Source organism: Frankia sp. Cppng1_Ct_nod (assembly GCF_920656135.1).
GTDB lineage: Bacteria > Actinomycetota > Actinomycetes > Frankiales > Frankiaceae > Protofrankia > Protofrankia meridionalis.
The window spans coordinates 22,223-36,989 of sequence record NZ_CAKKTK010000046.1; the positions used below are offsets into that span (position 1 = coordinate 22,223).

Genomic DNA, 14,767 nt, shown 5'->3' on the forward strand with positions numbered 1-14,767 from the left:
TGCTCCTCACTCCCCAATCCACTCGGTCAGCTTGCGGTGCAACCAGCGGACCTTGGACTCCTGATATTCACTCAGCAGCACGCCAGACCGAAGCGTGGTCTCCAGCCCGAGCTGGACGTTAGCCATGTTGAACGTGTCCTGGTCGAACACCTTACCGAGCGACGAAAGCCTCGGCTCAGCGCTCCATGGCTCGTCCGCGGCGAGCCAGCGCACGGGCGAGGGATGCGGACGCTGTCCGCGGAAGGGTGATAGCAGCAGCACCTCCATGACGCTGCTGCGGTGGTCGTCGCCGTTGGGCCGGAAGCGGTAGACGATGCGGTTGAAAGCCCCCCAGGGATGGAAGTTGGGGAACACCGTGTAGTCAATGCTGTCCATCATCTCGGCGTCCGACATGCGGTCGACCTGGTCACCGGCGAGCGGTCGCCACCGCGTCCGGGCCAGCTCGGCGGCGACCGCCCGCATGCGCTCACCTGGCCGCAGCGTGATCGGGCTGGCCTCCCCGTCGCGGAGGTCGAGCATCGAGCGCAGCATCTCCTCCTCGCTCGGGACCCAGGTGAGATGAGGGCTGGTAACGCCGCCGGGGGTGATGGCCCGGGCGAAGTTGTCCCAGACGTCGACCTGTGTGAGCAGGTCGCCCTGCCAGGGGAGGATCTGCGGATGGGTGCCCGCGACGTGGTAGGCCTCGCAGAATGCTTCCTGGGCGACCTTCCAGTTGGCCTGGATGACCTTGGCCACGTGCACCTCGACGTAGGCCGAGCCCAGGTCCCAGTCAGCGAAGTGAGCGATGATCCCGCCGAGGAACTCCTCCAGCGGTCCGGCGCCGGGGTCGGGGTTGAGGAACACGAATCCCGCCCAGCTATCCACCCGGACCTGCGGGAGGGTGAGGTCACGGTCCCGCAGCTGGGGGAAGTCCCAGCCGGCTGGCACGTCGGCGAGGTCCCCGTCGAGTCGCCAGGCGAAGCCGTGGAAGGGACAGCGGAAAAGGCCGTCGCAGTGGCCGTCGTAATCCCTCAGTCGCCTACCACGGTGCAGGCACGCGTTGACGTAGCCCCGGATGGTGCCGTCCGCCTGACGGACCAGCAGGTACGAGCGGCCGGCGATATCGTACACGACGACGTCGCCGGGCTCGGGGAGGTGCTCCTCCCGGCAGGCGAACTGCCACACCCTGGACCACAGCCGCTCTTTCTCAAGTTCGTGATAGGCCCGCGAGGTGTAGCGCCGGACGGGGATGTCCTCTGTGCCGAGGCAGGAGTTGTGCTGCAGGCGGAGGACGGCGGGCACCTCATGGGTGTCCTCGTCGAGGAGACGCTGGTACGGGCCCGACAGCGCCGCCACCTTCTGCTCGGCTTCCGCGAGGGCCTTAGCCGGCGGAGACTCCACAAGCCGGTCCAGCTGGCGGATGGCGGTGTCGGCATCCGCGACGTGGACCACGCTCCAGCCGGCGGCGGCCGCTGGCCGAAGGTTGTGAGCTAGATGGTCGAGGTAGAGGATCCGGTCGGGCGACGCCCCGAGGCGCTCGGCGACGAGCTCGTAGATGGCGGCGTCCGGCTTGCGCAGGCCGACCTCGGAGGAGTCCACGACAACGTCGAAGAGCCCAAAGTCGACCATCGCCTCCAGGCGCGCCCGCAACTCCTTGAAGCTGTTGGTGAGCAGCGCCGTCCGGTAATCGGCGGCGCGCAGAGCCCCGATCCGGCTGACGACGGCGTCAACGGCGGTGACGTGCGCGTCCAGGATGATGTCGAGCTCGTCGTCCTCGACGGCGATCCCGGCGGCAGCGGCGATCGGCGCGAGCATGGCAGGAAGGTCGGCGCAGGCGATCTCGCCCCGCTCGGCCCGGTGCCACGGGTGACCGGAGGACACCTCGCTCGGCCCGAGGATGACATCACGGAGCACGGCCGGCTCGACGCCGTGCCGGGCCGCCACCGCGGCGATCGTGTGTACCACAGGGGTGACCAGCACCCCGCCGAAGTCGACCACCACGGCGTCGAAGCTGCGCCCGACGCGGATGGGAAGGCCAGCGAGCTCCGTCACGACAGGTCCTCGATCAAGGCGGCGGGAGTCCGAGCGCGCTGCGGGCTGCCGCATCCGCGCCGGCGTGGTAGATACGGAAGCAGGACAGAACCCACTGGATGAGCACGACTCGTGGGACGCAATCGTCTCGGTCCTGCGGATGCAGCAGCTCGACGGTGCCAGCGATCAAGATCACGACTCCCCTCTGTGGGCTCCCCAATACTAATTGATCGAGCGATTGTTTACTAGGCGAGGCTGCGCCTCGGCGGTCGCGGCTCGGGCGGCGCGCTGACCGCGACATGTTTCCGTGCTCGCTACGGTGCCGCTTCCGCAGCACCGTAGCGAGCACGGAGGTCGCGTTTGTTGAGTTTGCCCATCGCGGTGCGCGGCAGGTCGGGCACGAACCTCACCGCACGTGGGCACTTGTAATGAGTCAGCCGGTCCCGGCACCAGGCGAGGAGGTCCTCGCCCGCGAGCGCGGGATCCCTGGGCACCACGAGCGCCAGCAACGCCTCGCCAAGATCGGGAACGGGCACGCCGATGACGGCCACGTCCTGCACGCCCAGGTGCGCCGCCAGCACTGCCTCGGCCTCAGCCGGGTAGACGTTGACCCCGCCAGACACCACGAGGTCAGACGCCCGGTCGGTCAGGTAGAGGTACCCGTCCGCGTCGAGAAGACCGATCTCGCCCATGACGAAGTACCCGTCGCCGACGAAGCTGGCCGCCGTCTTGTCCGGGTCATGCAGGTACCACGGACCGCCGTCGCGCCCGTTGCGCACGCACACCAGGCCCTCGGCACCAATCGAAAGCTCCTGTCCGTATTTGTCTCGGATACTGACCTCGAACGGCGGCACCGCCCGGCCGACCGAACCTGGATGCGCGAGCCAGTCCGTCGAATCGATCGCCGTGACGGTACCGATCTCGGTAGAGCCGTAGGCTTCCACGACAACCGGGCCCATCCACTCGATCATCGCGCGCTTGACATCGGCAGGACATGGCGCTCCGGTGTGCGCGATCTGGCGCATGCTGCTGACATCGTGTCGGATGCGCAGGTCGGCGGGCAGCGCCAGTAGCCGGGAGAAATGCGTCGGCACCATGGTCGAACTCGCGATCCGGTACCGGTCGATGGCCCCCAGCGCCGCAGCCGCGTCAAACCGCGGCAGCACAACCATCGGCGTGCCCCCCGCCAGGCAGCGCAGCCCGTGCAGCGGCCCGGTGTGGTGCAATGGCCCCGCGACCAGGTGCGGCCCGAGCTGAGCGACCGCGCTGGCGGCGATGTTCGCCACGTGCTCGGCAACGGTCGCGCCGCCGGCAAACATCGCAAGAGGCTGCTCAGCCGCTTTGGGCACTCCGGAGGTACCGGAGGTGTACATGAGCGCCCGCCGTGGCGGCAGGTCGGCAGACGGCTCGTGCCGCGGGGCGGCGGCGGCGAACTCAGCAAGCGAGTCGACTACTACCGCTGCGGGGGCACCGGCCTGCCTGGCCACGGCCGCGGACTCCGGGCTGGCGAGGACCAGCCTGGCCGCGCTGTCGCGCAGGATGTGACCAGCCTCAGCCGGGTGGAGCTGCCAGTTCACCGGCACCGCCGACGCGCCAGCGTAGATCACGGCCAGGTGCGCGATCGCCGTCCACACGCTGTTCTGCGCAAGGATCGCGACCCGCCGGTCCGGGCCGAGGTCCGCGCCGAGCAGCGCGTGGACGGCGCGGTTCAGCCAGTCGTTGAGTTCGGCCCAGGTCAGGTTCTCAGTGCCATCCGTTAGCGCCCAGCCGGTCGGATCCGCTGCAGCGCGGTCGGCTATCCCTGCGACCATGATGGCGGGTCGATCCGGCCGGGCAGTGCCCCTAGATGCGCCTTCACCGGCACCTCCGGGTCCGGCCTGCCTGCCCGGCCTTCGTCCTCAGCCGGGTGGGTGGTCACGTGCATCGGTCCGCCCTTGCTCTTGCAGGTCCCGGTGGCCCGCCCGAGGAACTCTGCGAACAGCTCCCGCATGGGCACGCCCTTGGCGAGGTGGTCATGCATACCCCGGTATGTGGTGACGATGTAGTCGTCGCGGCGAAGCAGCGCGCCCACCCCCGCCGAGATGCACTCCTGGCCCTTGGGCGAGTAGTAGGTACTGCGTGCCCGGCCGCTCAGAAGCAGCTTGCGAAACTCCTCGTCCGTGCGGGATATCGCGGTCACGATCTCGAACATGCTGCGGAGCACGGCGGGTTCGGGCACGCGCGCTTCGTCGGTGTCGGGCACGTCCCTCCCTCAGACCCGGCAGCCGGTAAGACCGCCACGGACTGACAGCGTGCTCAGCATTCAAGCACGCCGACCGCCCCGCGTCCATAATCTATTAATCGATTAATATGCGTTGACTCTGCCCGTCCTCGCCGGTTAGGTTACGGCTGTCGCAGGTCGGTCGTCGGTGCATCACTCGGGGGCGGCGCCACGCGCCTCGGCCGCATCTGGCAGGCGCCTGGCACGGATGCAAAGACCGGGCATGCCCGTCGGTGAGTTTGGGGCCGCTGCCGCCCGCTGCTGCGCCAGCCGCCATCCCAGAGGAGACCATCCATGGCTAACCGCCGCTTCCGGTTCGGGGCCAAGGCCACCAAGGCCACGTCGGCCAGGGAGTGGTCGGAGATCGCACGACGGGCCGAGCACCTCGGCTACGACTCGCTCCAAATCGACGATCATTTCGGCAGCCAGCTTGCGCCGCTGCCAGCGTGCATGGCGGCCGCGGCCGCGACCGACACGCTGAAGGTAGGGACGCTCGTCGCCGGCAACGACTTCCGCAACCCGGTGGTCCTGGCCAAGGAAGCGGCCACCATCGACCTCCTGTCCGACGGGCGCTTCGTGCTCGGCATCGGGGCCGGCTGGCTGAACAGCGACTACCGCGCCGCAGGAATCGAACAGGCCGATGCCCGGACCCGGATTGCCCGGCTGGCGGAGACGGTGAAGATCTGTCGCGGGATCTGGACAGGCGAGCCGTTCTCCTTCGACGGCGAGCACTACCGGATCTCCGAGCTCACCGGGTACCCGAAGCCGACATCTTCCGTTCCGCTGCTGATCGGCGGTGGCGGCAAGGAGATCCTCTCCCTGGCCGCCCGCGAGGCGGACATCGTCGGCGTCAACCCGAAGATCGTCGCTCGGGCCGTCAATCCCCGCTCCATGGCCACCGCCGCCGCGGACGCTGTCGACGAACGCATCGGCTGGATCAAGGAGGCGGCCGACGGCCGTATGGACGACATCGAGCTGCAGCTACAGGTGTTCGTCACCATGGTGACCGACGATCGGCAGGCCGTGGCCGAGAAGCTGGCCCCGGCCCTGGGGCTGCCAACAGAGGTGGTCCTCAGCGCTCCGTATTTTCAGATCGGGCCACTGGAGCTCATCGCCGACAACATGCACGAGCTGCGCGACCGGTGGGGCATCAGTTACATCGCCTTCCAACAGGACGCCACCGAGGCCGTGGCTCCGGTGGTGGCCCAACTTGCCGGGACCTAGCGCGGTGAACGGCGCGGCCCTCCGCCGATGTCTGGGACGCCGGGACCCGGCCGTGCCGTCAGGTCCCGGCGAGGCGGGCGACGACCGGCGCGAAGTCTTCGAGCGCCCGTGCGCCGACGGTGACATAGCTGATGCCGTAGCGTTCCCGCCGGGCCACGAGCCGCTCGCATATCTCGTCCACCGACCCCGCGAGGACGTGCGGGTGGTCGGCTAGCGTCTCGGGGGGCAGACCGAGCGCGCCCGACAGGTGCGCCTGCGCCTTCGGGGGGTCGACCCCGACCATGGTGAAATACGCGGCGATCTCAAGTTCCAGACGCTCGAACCGGTCACCGGCACCCTCCCGGACCCAGCAGATCTTGCGGTCGGTGGCGTCCGCCGTCGAGCTTCCGACGCCGTCCGAGCCGATGCGGCCTGAGCGGTTGTCGAAGTTCAGGCTGACGATGTCGGCCCGTCTTCCCGCCAGCCGCAGGATGCGCTCGCCACCCCCGCCGACCATGAAGGGCGGGCGCGGTGTCTGCACCGGGGCCGGCACGCCCTGGTAGCCACTCACCTGCACGTGCGTACCCTCCACGGCGATCTGCTCGCCGCTGAAGTGGGCCTCGAGCAGGTCCATGACCTCCTCAAGGCGCTGCAGGCGGACGCCGGGCCGGTCCCAGCGGATGCCCATGGCTCGGTACTCCGCCTCGATCCAGCCCGCGCCGAGCCCGATCTCCAAGCGCCCGCCGGACAGGAACTCGAGGGTGGCCAGCTCCTTGGCCAGCACCGCAGGCAGGTGATAGTCGATGCAGAGCACCCGGCAGCCGATCCGGATGGTATCGGTCGCCGCGGCGGCAACGGCCATGGCGGGGATGGCAGCGAGATCCTGGACCGGGTGGCGGGTCTCCGCCTCCAGGGGGCCCGGCCCGAAGTAGTGATCGGCGAGGTGGAAAGCGGAATAGCCGAGCTGCTCGGCCTCGCGGGCGAGGGTGCGCCACTGCTCAGCGGACGTCGCCTGGTACGCCTGCAGGCCGAACCTGAACGGTTTTACTTGACTCACATGGCCCCCGCATCGGTCCCTGAGTGTGGCGGCATCCTCCCACGACAAGTGGGTATGGTCAATTACTAATCGATTGACTAATATGTTTCTCGGGACGCGGGCGGCCCGTTGCGCACGCAGAGGCGAACTGGCTGCTGGCCGGGCCTGAGTGCAGAACACTTCGGTGCCGGGCGCTACGCCGACAAGCGCGTGCTCGCCGCCAGGAGCCCAACGCCGCGGATCCAGCCACGGCAGACGACCCGAAGGAGGGCCGGACATGACTGAGATAGCCATCCCGACGTGCATCGCCGACATCACCCCGGCGTGGCTCACGGCCGCGCTCGGCACCACGCCAGCTCATGTGGTCGACGTCCGCACGGAGCGGATCGGTGTCGGCGTCGGACTTATGGCGGACGAGTGGCGGGTTACGCTCACGTACGACCAGCCCTTACCGGACCAGTTAGCGTCGGTAGTGGTGAAGCTGGCCGCCTCGGCCGAGGAGAACCGGACCATCGCGCACGAACGCAACCTCTACGAATCCGAGGTGCGCTTCTACCGGGAACTGGCGGCCCAGACCAGGACGCGAGTGCCCCGATGCTTCCACGCCCGCAAGGCCCGCGACGGCGCCGACTTCGTCGTCGTCATGGAGGACCTGAGCGCCCTGGGGATGGTCGATCAGCTCGACGGCCTGAGCCTGGTGCAGGCGGAGCAGGCCGTGACTGCCCTTGCTGACCTCCACGCCTCCTGGTGGGGGAAGGTGTCGACGCCGGAGCTCGACTGGATCCCGAGCATCGTGCACCCGCGGATGAAGATGATGGCAGACCTGTGGCCGCAGCTGTGGCCCGTGTTCGTGCAGCGCTTCGGGACGGATCTGCCCGACGGCGGCGAGGCACTCGGCGAGGAGGTTCGCGACCACTACTGGCCGTTCATGCAGCAACTGGCGGATGAGCCCTGGACCATCCTGCACATCGACTACCGCTGCGAGAACCTGATGTTCCAACTCGACGGAACCGGCCTCGTTGTGCTCGACTGGCAGTCGATCGGCCGCGGGCCAGGAGCATACGACCTGGCCTATCTGCTCGGCGGCAGCCTCACGGCCGAGATGCGCGCCGCCCACGAAGAGGCCCTCGTTGAGCGCTATCACCGCGAGCTGGTCGAAGGCGGGGTCCAGGACTACCCGCTCGACCGGCTGTGGGCGGCATACCAGCTTGCCCACCGCGTCGCCGGCACGGCGACGGCTGTGCTCGTCGGCGCGGGAACTGACCTCGGCAACGAGCGTGGCGTCGAGCTCGTGCGCACGATGGCTCACCGGCACTTCTCTGCTGCCGTCGACGCCGCCCGCGCGGCCTCATCCCGGGACGCCCTGGCGCCCAGCTGACCGGCGGGCGGGTAAGCGCCCATCCGGAGGGGAGTGAGCCCGATGAGCCAGCGCGGATGCCGCCCCACCCGGGCAGAGTAGGAAGCCCTCCGCGGGTGGGTCCGGCGCGGCGGGCGATGGCTGGCCTTGCACGGCACCAACGCCGCCCTCGACCTGACCCCCGACGGAGTCGTGAGCCCGAGGGTCATTCCCGTGCTGGCCGAGACCCTGGGCAGTCAGTTCATCGCCCATCCGCCGATCGCGTCCTACAAGGTGGAGGTCACTGCCCCCGATCACCCGCTGGTCGCCGGCGTCGCGCCATTCGAGACAACCGACGAGCTGTACCTGTCGGAGTACCACGGCGAACTGGAGGTGCTGCTGCACACCCGATTCGTCGGCGACGCACACGGCTTCGCGGAGTCGTCGTGGCCGGAGGAGCGGGACCACCCGGTGCTGTACCTGCGCCGCATTGGCAGCGGCACCGTCCTCTACCTGACCCTGGGACACCGCCGGGGCCATTACGACATGCGTCCGGCGGTGGCCTGGTGGCCTGGTGGCCTGGTGGCCTGGTGGCCCACTGTCGACCGCGGGTCGTGGGACCTCGACGTCTTCCGCCTGCTGCTCGAGCGGGGGGTCGTCTGGGGCCTCCGGAAGGAGCCGTTGTGAGCGACCCTCAGTGGCCGCCCCCGCGGCGTCCCCGTAGAGGTTCCGCAGTCACACCTCGCCGCAATGCGGGATCGGCCCCGACAGCGCGCCGATGCTGGTAGGAACGCTCTCATGTGGCCGCCGGGGACGTGACGTGGCCGATGCACGGCGCCGAGCCGCAGGCAGTTCGGAAGGGGACAGTCGTATGGCAACGCTGTTGGTCCACATCCGGGTACGTCCAGGGGCCGAGGAGCGCTTCGAACAGATCGCAAGCGAGCTTTACGCCGCGACCCACAGCCGCGAGCATGACGTCCGCCGCTACGAGTACTGGCGGGGCGAGGAGCCGGGGACGTACTACACGCTCGAATCTTTCGACAGGTTCGCAGGATTCCTCGCCCACGAGACCAGTCCGCACCATGAGGAAGCCAGGCCAGCTCTGCGCGACGTGCTGGAAGCGATCCGCCTCGAGTGGGTAGACCCGATCGGCGGGGCATCACCGCTGACGCCCACCGACATGCCGCCCCCGCAGCCGGACGCCACCGAACTCGAACGTGCGCTCTCGGAGCGCCTGGCAGCGCAGGTCCAGGACTGGTGGCTCCCGCTGCGAACTTCAGACGCCGCCAGCCGGGGCGGCGGTCCGGCACAGTGAGCCAGTGCGAAGGGCGAGGCGATGACGGCATCGATTGAAGGACGCAAGGCCATCGTGACCGGGGCCGCCCAAGGACTCGGACTGGCCTACGCGCGGGCCCTGGCCCGGGCAGGCGCCCACGTTGCCGTGTGCGACTCCGACGCATCCGTCGAGGACCTGGCCTCCCACCTGGCGGGCTGCCGCGGCTCCTTCTGGGCGACCGTCGCCGACGTGTCCTCGCCCGACGACGTCCGCCGTTTCGTCGACGGCGCAGCCGAGCGACTCGGCGGTATCGATATTGTCGTGAACAACGCCGCCGTGTGCCTGCCGACCAACCCAGTCAGCGGCTCCTGGGACAAGGCCGTTGACGACTGCGACCGCACCCTCGGTACCAATCTCCGCGGCGCGTACCTCGTCGGCCGGGCCGCGATCCCCTACCTCGTGCGCCAGGGCGGTGACATCGTCAACGTGACCACCGACCACATCCATACCTGCGGCTGGCCCGAGGCGCTGGACCACGCCGACGCTCCGGCCTGCCCATGGGCCAGTACCCCCCGGCCGCCCGGCGGCGGCCCGGCATTCGACCTCTACGACGCATCGAAGTGGGCTCTCAACGGCCTGACTCACGCCTGGGCACGGGCGTTGCGCCCGCAGGGGGTCCGCGTGAACTCATTCGGCATGGGAGCGACAGACACCCCGATGTACCGGAGGTTCCTCGGCGACCGCCCGCCAGCGCCCGGGCTGATGGCAGCCGGGGACGTCGCCGCCGTCCTGCTCGACCTACTCGCCGAAGGCCCGGAGGGGCGGACGGGCGACAGCATCCAGCTATGGGTCGGCCATCCGTGCATCCTGCCGCCGATAGCCACACTTCCCGCGGTCGTAGCCAGCAGTGAGGCACGTCCGGCTCGGAACGCTCCCGTCACTCACCAGGTAGAGCGCCCCGGATGTCTCGCGCCGGGTTTGATGGAGACCGTCAAGCCAGAAGGAACGAACGACGATGACGGTGCCGATGAAGTACCCCGCTGAGCTGCGGGAACGCGCAGTCCGGCTGGTGCTCGACGCGAAGGCCGAGCCGGACAGCAGCGGGAAGGGCGCGTGCCGGCGGATCGGTCAGCAGCTCGGCATCAACGCCGACACACTGCGGGGGTGGGTCGCCCAGGCGGAGGTCGACGCGGGCACCCGGCCGGACACGAGCTCCGACACGGCCACCCGGCTGGCCGGCTGGAACGGGAAAACCGGGAACTACGCCGGACGAACGCCATCCTGAAATCGGCGTCGGCTTTCTTCGCGGCGGAGCTCGACCGCCCGCACCGGTAATCGTCGAATACATCGACAAACACGAGTTCGGGGTCGAGCCGATCTGCGGTATCCATTCACGGATGGCGTGGATCATGCGTCGAGCTGTGTGGATGTGTTGGGGCGACACGCCGGGCAGGGTAGTTGATCACAGGTCCCGTGATGGTGATGATCCTGGTTTGTTCATGATCCGCCGTCCGAGTCCGCCCCGCCTTCCGAGCTGGAGGCGGTGCGCGCGGAGCTGGAGGCGGTGTACGCGGAGGCGGAGGCCGCGGAGGCGGAGGCCCCCTCTCTGCCAAGCTGGTTTGAGACAGAACGATCAGTCCGTCGGGTGTGGCGAGTAGGGCGAGATGCGGATCAGGATCCTGTGACGTTGACCATGAACGACGTGTCGTCGGGTAGTCCAGAAAGACCGGGCGGGAAAGGGAAGGAGGAGTCCGGACCGAGGGAAGGCCAGGCGACGCGGCGGACGTTCACCGACGCGTACAAGTTGAGGATCGTCGGGGAGTACGACGCGTTGACCGAACCAGGGGCGCGGGGGGCGTTGCTGCGCCGGGAGGGGCTGTACGACACGCACATCGGTAAATGGCGCCGGGCGCGGGAGCGGGGTGCGCTGGGTGCGACGGCCGCGCCCAGGCCGGTTAAGGCGTCGCCGGAGTCGGCGGAGAACCGGCGTTTGAAGGCGGAGAACGCGAGGCTGGCCGCGGAGCTGGCGAGAACCAAGGCGGTGTTGGAGGTGGTGGGAAAAGTACACGATCTCTTGGAAGGTCTTTCCGAGAGAGCGGATTGAGGGCGGAAGCGGATGCTGTGATGAGCGTGGCTCTGGTCGAGTTGGAAACGCTGACCTCGACGAAGACGGCGTGCGAGTTGTTGGGTCTGGCTCGGGCGAGCGTGTACCGGGCGCGTGCGCCGAGGATGCATGGTCCTCGGCCGGCGCGGGCGGTGCAGAACCAGCCGAACGCGCTGGGCGCGGCGGAGCGGGCGGAGATCTTGGCCGTGTTGGACGGCGAGCGGTTCGTGGATAAGTCGCCGGCGCAGGTGTGGGCGGTCCTGCTCGACGAGGGCTGTTACCTGGGTAGTGTCTCGACGTTCTACCGGGTGCTGCGTTCGGATGGGCAGGTCCGGGAGCGGCGGGCGCAGGCCAGCCACCCGGCGCGGGTGCGCCCGGAGCTGGTCGCCGACGGCCCGGACCAGGTTTGGAGCTGGGATATCACGAAATTGAAGGGCCCGACCCGGGGCGTGTATTTCGACGCGTACGTGATGCTCGACATCTATTCCCGCAAGGTGGTCCACTGGGAGGTCCATACGACGGAGACCGGCGAGCTCGCCAAGGCGTTCATCGAGAACTGTTTCGCCGCCAACCACGGTGTAATGCCAGGGACGGCCCACTCCGACAATGGTACCTCGATGACCAGCAAGAACGTCGCGGCGCTGCTGGCTGACCTGAATATCGAGCGGTCGCGGTCACGACCGAAGGTGTCGAACGACAACCCGTATTCGGAGGCGGCTTTTAAAACCCTGAAGTACTGCCCGGCGTTCCCGGACGACTTCACCAGTATCTACGACGCGCGTGACTTCGCCGCGACGTTCTTCGCTTATTATAATACCGAGCACCGCCATTCCGGAATTGGCCTTTACACGCCCGGTTCGGTCCACGACGGGACCTGGAAGTACGTCCGGGACAACCGTCAGACCGTCCTGGACAGAGCTTACGGCGAGCATCCGGAACGATTCCGCGGCGGCCCGCCGCGGGCGCCTGAACTACCGGTTCGGGTGTGGATCAATCAGCCCCCTTCCAAGATCGAGAGCTAGGAGGTTCCACCCACAACTTGAACATCATGATGTCTCAAACTGCTTGACAGGCTCCGTCCCGGCGGCGACCGCGGGCGCTTTGCCTCGCAGGATCTGGCGCAGCTGGGTGCGGACCCACCGCTCGGCGTCCGGGTCGCCGGGCTCGAAGAACGACCAGGCGGCGGTCCAGATGTACTCGGTGACGTGGACGAAGTCGAGGAGGAGGTGGACGGTGACCTTGCGGCGGGCGGCCTCGGCGCGGATCGCCTCGATCTGGGTGTTGTTGCCGTCGACGAGCACGACCCAGGTCCGCTGGTGGTGCCGGTCGCGTCGTTCGGCCTCGTCGAAGCCCTGGGCGATGACGGTGGCGATGTCGTCGACGACGGAGGCGGTCAGCCACTTCCCGGTCGCTTTCGGCCCGGGTGCCCGTGTCGGCCCGCGGCCGGCGGCCTGGGCCCCTACCCGTCGGCGCAGCGGTAGGACGTCGTCGACGGTGCGCGGCGCGACCGTGGCGTCGTGCACGACAGCGATCTCCGCCATTCGTTTGCGGTTACTCTTCTCCCCGGGCGACAGCCGCGTGGACAGCCGGTTCTTCCTCGCTCCGGCGGCCTTCGCGGTCGCCGGGCGCAGCCCCTCGGGGCGCATCACGATGCCCTTTCCGTCGAACTGCAAGACGAGGATCCGGCCGGCGCCGGTCATCTCGAGCCTCGCCTGGGCGTAGAACGCCTCGACATCCACGGCCGCGGAACGGGCCAGCTCGACGGCTTGGCGCTTGCCGACTTTCTGCCCGGTGGAGCGCTCGACGGCACAGACCGCCTCGTCGAACGAGCCGCGGGTCGCCTCGTAGGCGATCTCGCGGCGCAGCGTGTGCGAGTGGGCCCCGTCCGCCAGGTTCAGCTCCCGGTCCACCAGATGCAGGTTCGGCGTCTCCTTCGCCGCCGCCCGGTAGGCGATACGGGTGACCGTGACCGGCCCGAACAAAGAGATCAGCCCGCGGCGGTGGCCCTTCTCGGCCCGGGTACGCGGGCGCCGTCCGCGCCGTCCGCGCCGACCGGCGCCCGCCCGGCCCGCTGCTCCCGCTCGGCGAACGCCTCCAGACAGCCCTGCAACAGCGCCCGCTGCACCTCCCGGCCACGCTCGCGGATCAAGTCCTCGAGTGCGTCGGCAGTCGAGGCCGCCGTGGCCGTGCTCAGCAGGCTCGCCTCAAGCGAGCAATACAGCTCCCGCGCGGCCGCGAACAGCCTCGCATGCGCGTCCTCCGACCGCTCCCCGTACTCTGGCACTCCGGGCTCCTTCTTGTCGCGCGTCCATGGCTTAGGCACCACGGAACGTAGCGAGAAGGAGCCCTCCTATTGATCAACCCTGCCACAGCATCCGAAGATCACTAACCCAACGATCTCACTTCAGCGGAACTGCACCCAAAGCGGGAACCCTCCAGCGGTCGTCACATGCACCGCCCACGAGCCGTCGGCCTCCCTCTCCACCACCTCGACCACGGCGCCGTCCAGCCCCGCGAGCGCGGCTATTTCCGTGCCTGTGACACGTGTGCCCGCCACTCGCCCGCTGATTCTTGATCTCGGTCGTGAGAGATCATTCCAGCGGGCGGGCACGCCCTCCGTCCGGGCACACCGACACGCCGTCCACTATTGTTCAGGACAAAACCATGCCACTTCATGTACATGGCTGTATCCGCCAGCCGGTCAGGTGCGAAGAGCCTCGTATCCCCGACATGCGGTCACATACCTGGTTTGTCGTTGTCTGTTGTCCGCCGGCTGCCGTACATTACCGTCCGTCGTCCGTCATCCGAAACCGCTGGGGCCGGGGAATGGTCGAATACCCGGGACCGTCGTGTCCCGCTGCCACGGTGATGACAGCTGTCCGAGCACTCCGAAGGTCCGCGGACGGATCACGGCTACTCCGAGACCTCCTGGGAGTCTGTCCATGTCCTTGCGTCCTTCTGCGGCAGACCGGCCGGTATCGGGCGGGATGCTGCGGGCCGCCGGTTTTGGCTCCGCATTGTGTGTCGTCGTCACGGTGGTCCACCTTCAGGATCAGAGCTGGTTTTCCTTCGCCAAGGAGCCGGCATATGTCCAGGCCGGTTATGTCCTGCTGGAAGTGGTCGGCCTGACCGCCGCGGTCCTCCTGGTGACCCGGCCGAGGCCGACCGCCTGGCTGCTGGCCGCCAGCACCGGCGTCGCCCCGCTCGTGGGCTACATCCTGTCCCGTGGACCCGGCCTGCCGGACTACACAGACGACAGGGGGAACTGGGGCGAGCCACTCGGCGTTGTCAGTCTCGTTGTCGAAGGGCTGCTGGTTGTCGTGGCGGGCACCGCTGTCCTGACCAGCCGGGCGCGGGCGCGGGCGCGGCCGACGGCGGATCCGGCAGGCCAACCACGCCGATCAGAGCGACACGACCATCCGTCGGATGCATTTCTCGCGTGACGTTCTGTCCGGCAGATCTCCGACGCCGCTGCGCCGGCCAATCGGCCCCGCGGGCGCAAGACCGCCGCAAGACTGCCGCAAGACTGCCCCGGCGGATCC

General features: G+C 68.6%; 14 protein-coding genes and 2 pseudogenes. 9 read left to right on the top strand and 7 right to left on the bottom strand.

Annotated elements, in window-relative coordinates:
* Positions 1 to 6 precede the first annotated feature (6 nt).
* From NBW77_RS14140 to NBW77_RS14155, 4 genes are all read right to left on the bottom strand, one after another.
* Positions 7 to 2,031 (bottom strand): HAD-IA family hydrolase, encoded by a 2,025-nt coding sequence (locus NBW77_RS14140; protein ID WP_165486179.1) that lies wholly within the window; start codon positions 2,029 to 2,031, stop codon positions 7 to 9.
* Positions 2,032 to 2,044: 13 nt separating this feature from the next.
* Positions 2,045 to 2,206: a hypothetical protein gene (locus NBW77_RS14145; protein ID WP_207387101.1), complete on the bottom strand. Its 162-nt coding sequence runs from the start codon at positions 2,204 to 2,206 to the stop codon at positions 2,045 to 2,047.
* Between the two features lie 118 nt (positions 2,207 to 2,324).
* The gene (locus NBW77_RS14150; RefSeq protein WP_165486177.1) at positions 2,325 to 3,821 is read right to left on the bottom strand and encodes an AMP-binding protein; all 1,497 of its coding nucleotides are present in this window, start codon (positions 3,819 to 3,821) and stop codon (positions 2,325 to 2,327) included.
* A complete protein-coding gene (locus NBW77_RS14155; RefSeq protein ID WP_250279862.1) occupies positions 3,806 to 4,252 on the bottom strand; it encodes a thiamine pyrophosphate-dependent enzyme in 447 nt (148 codons plus the stop codon). Before NBW77_RS14155 ends, NBW77_RS14150 begins: the two co-directional genes overlap by 16 nt.
* 312 nt (positions 4,253 to 4,564) lie before the next feature.
* On the opposite strand from NBW77_RS14155, the gene NBW77_RS14160 reads away from it, so the two are divergent.
* Positions 4,565 to 5,494, top strand: a complete 930-nt coding sequence (locus NBW77_RS14160; protein ID WP_131747316.1) for a TIGR03621 family F420-dependent LLM class oxidoreductase — start codon at positions 4,565 to 4,567, stop codon at positions 5,492 to 5,494.
* A gap of 58 nt (positions 5,495 to 5,552) precedes the next feature.
* Here the strand turns inward: NBW77_RS14160 and NBW77_RS14165 are convergent, their stop codons facing one another.
* Complete coding sequence (locus tag NBW77_RS14165; RefSeq protein WP_242605910.1) at positions 5,553 to 6,530, bottom strand: TIGR03621 family F420-dependent LLM class oxidoreductase; 978 nt, start codon at positions 6,528 to 6,530, stop codon at positions 5,553 to 5,555.
* A gap of 256 nt (positions 6,531 to 6,786) precedes the next feature.
* On the opposite strand from NBW77_RS14165, the gene NBW77_RS14170 reads away from it, so the two are divergent.
* The 7 genes and pseudogenes from NBW77_RS14170 (at position 6,787) to NBW77_RS14200 (ending at position 12,247) form a co-directional block, all read left to right on the top strand.
* Positions 6,787 to 7,887, top strand: coding sequence for a phosphotransferase (locus NBW77_RS14170; protein ID WP_131747314.1), 1,101 nt, complete (start codon positions 6,787 to 6,789; stop codon positions 7,885 to 7,887).
* Positions 7,888 to 7,983: 96 nt separating this feature from the next.
* A pseudogene (locus NBW77_RS14175) lies at positions 7,984 to 8,532 on the top strand (ThuA domain-containing protein); the annotation flags it as partial.
* Between the two features lie 184 nt (positions 8,533 to 8,716).
* A complete protein-coding gene (locus NBW77_RS14180; protein ID WP_165486176.1) occupies positions 8,717 to 9,160 on the top strand; it encodes a putative quinol monooxygenase in 444 nt (147 codons plus the stop codon).
* 21 nt (positions 9,161 to 9,181) lie between these two features.
* Positions 9,182 to 10,165 carry an SDR family NAD(P)-dependent oxidoreductase gene (locus NBW77_RS14185; RefSeq protein WP_131747311.1) on the top strand — a complete coding sequence of 328 codons (984 nt, stop codon included), beginning with the start codon at positions 9,182 to 9,184 and terminating at the stop codon, positions 10,163 to 10,165.
* Complete coding sequence (locus tag NBW77_RS14190) at positions 10,149 to 10,406, top strand: transposase (RefSeq protein WP_250279863.1); 258 nt, start codon at positions 10,149 to 10,151, stop codon at positions 10,404 to 10,406. Before NBW77_RS14185 ends, NBW77_RS14190 begins: the two co-directional genes overlap by 17 nt.
* A gap of 408 nt (positions 10,407 to 10,814) precedes the next feature.
* Entirely contained in the window at positions 10,815 to 11,225 is a 411-nt protein-coding gene (locus NBW77_RS14195) for a transposase (RefSeq protein WP_250279865.1), read from the top strand.
* A gap of 20 nt (positions 11,226 to 11,245) precedes the next feature.
* On the top strand, positions 11,246 to 12,247 hold the full coding sequence (locus NBW77_RS14200; protein WP_131747308.1) for an IS3 family transposase: 1,002 nt from the start codon (positions 11,246 to 11,248) through the stop codon (positions 12,245 to 12,247).
* Between the two features lie 57 nt (positions 12,248 to 12,304).
* On the opposite strand, the pseudogene NBW77_RS14205 reads toward NBW77_RS14200, so the two are convergent.
* Positions 12,305 to 13,467 (bottom strand): annotated as a pseudogene (locus tag NBW77_RS14205) (ISKra4 family transposase); the annotation flags it as partial.
* 162 nt (positions 13,468 to 13,629) lie between these two features.
* Positions 13,630 to 13,782 carry a hypothetical protein gene (locus tag NBW77_RS14210; RefSeq protein WP_165486175.1) on the bottom strand — a complete coding sequence of 51 codons (153 nt, stop codon included), beginning with the start codon at positions 13,780 to 13,782 and terminating at the stop codon, positions 13,630 to 13,632.
* A gap of 385 nt (positions 13,783 to 14,167) precedes the next feature.
* On the opposite strand from NBW77_RS14210, the gene NBW77_RS14215 reads away from it, so the two are divergent.
* Positions 14,168 to 14,668, top strand: a complete 501-nt coding sequence (locus NBW77_RS14215) for a hypothetical protein (protein WP_175324738.1) — start codon at positions 14,168 to 14,170, stop codon at positions 14,666 to 14,668.
* The last annotated feature ends 99 nt before the right edge of the window (positions 14,669 to 14,767 follow it).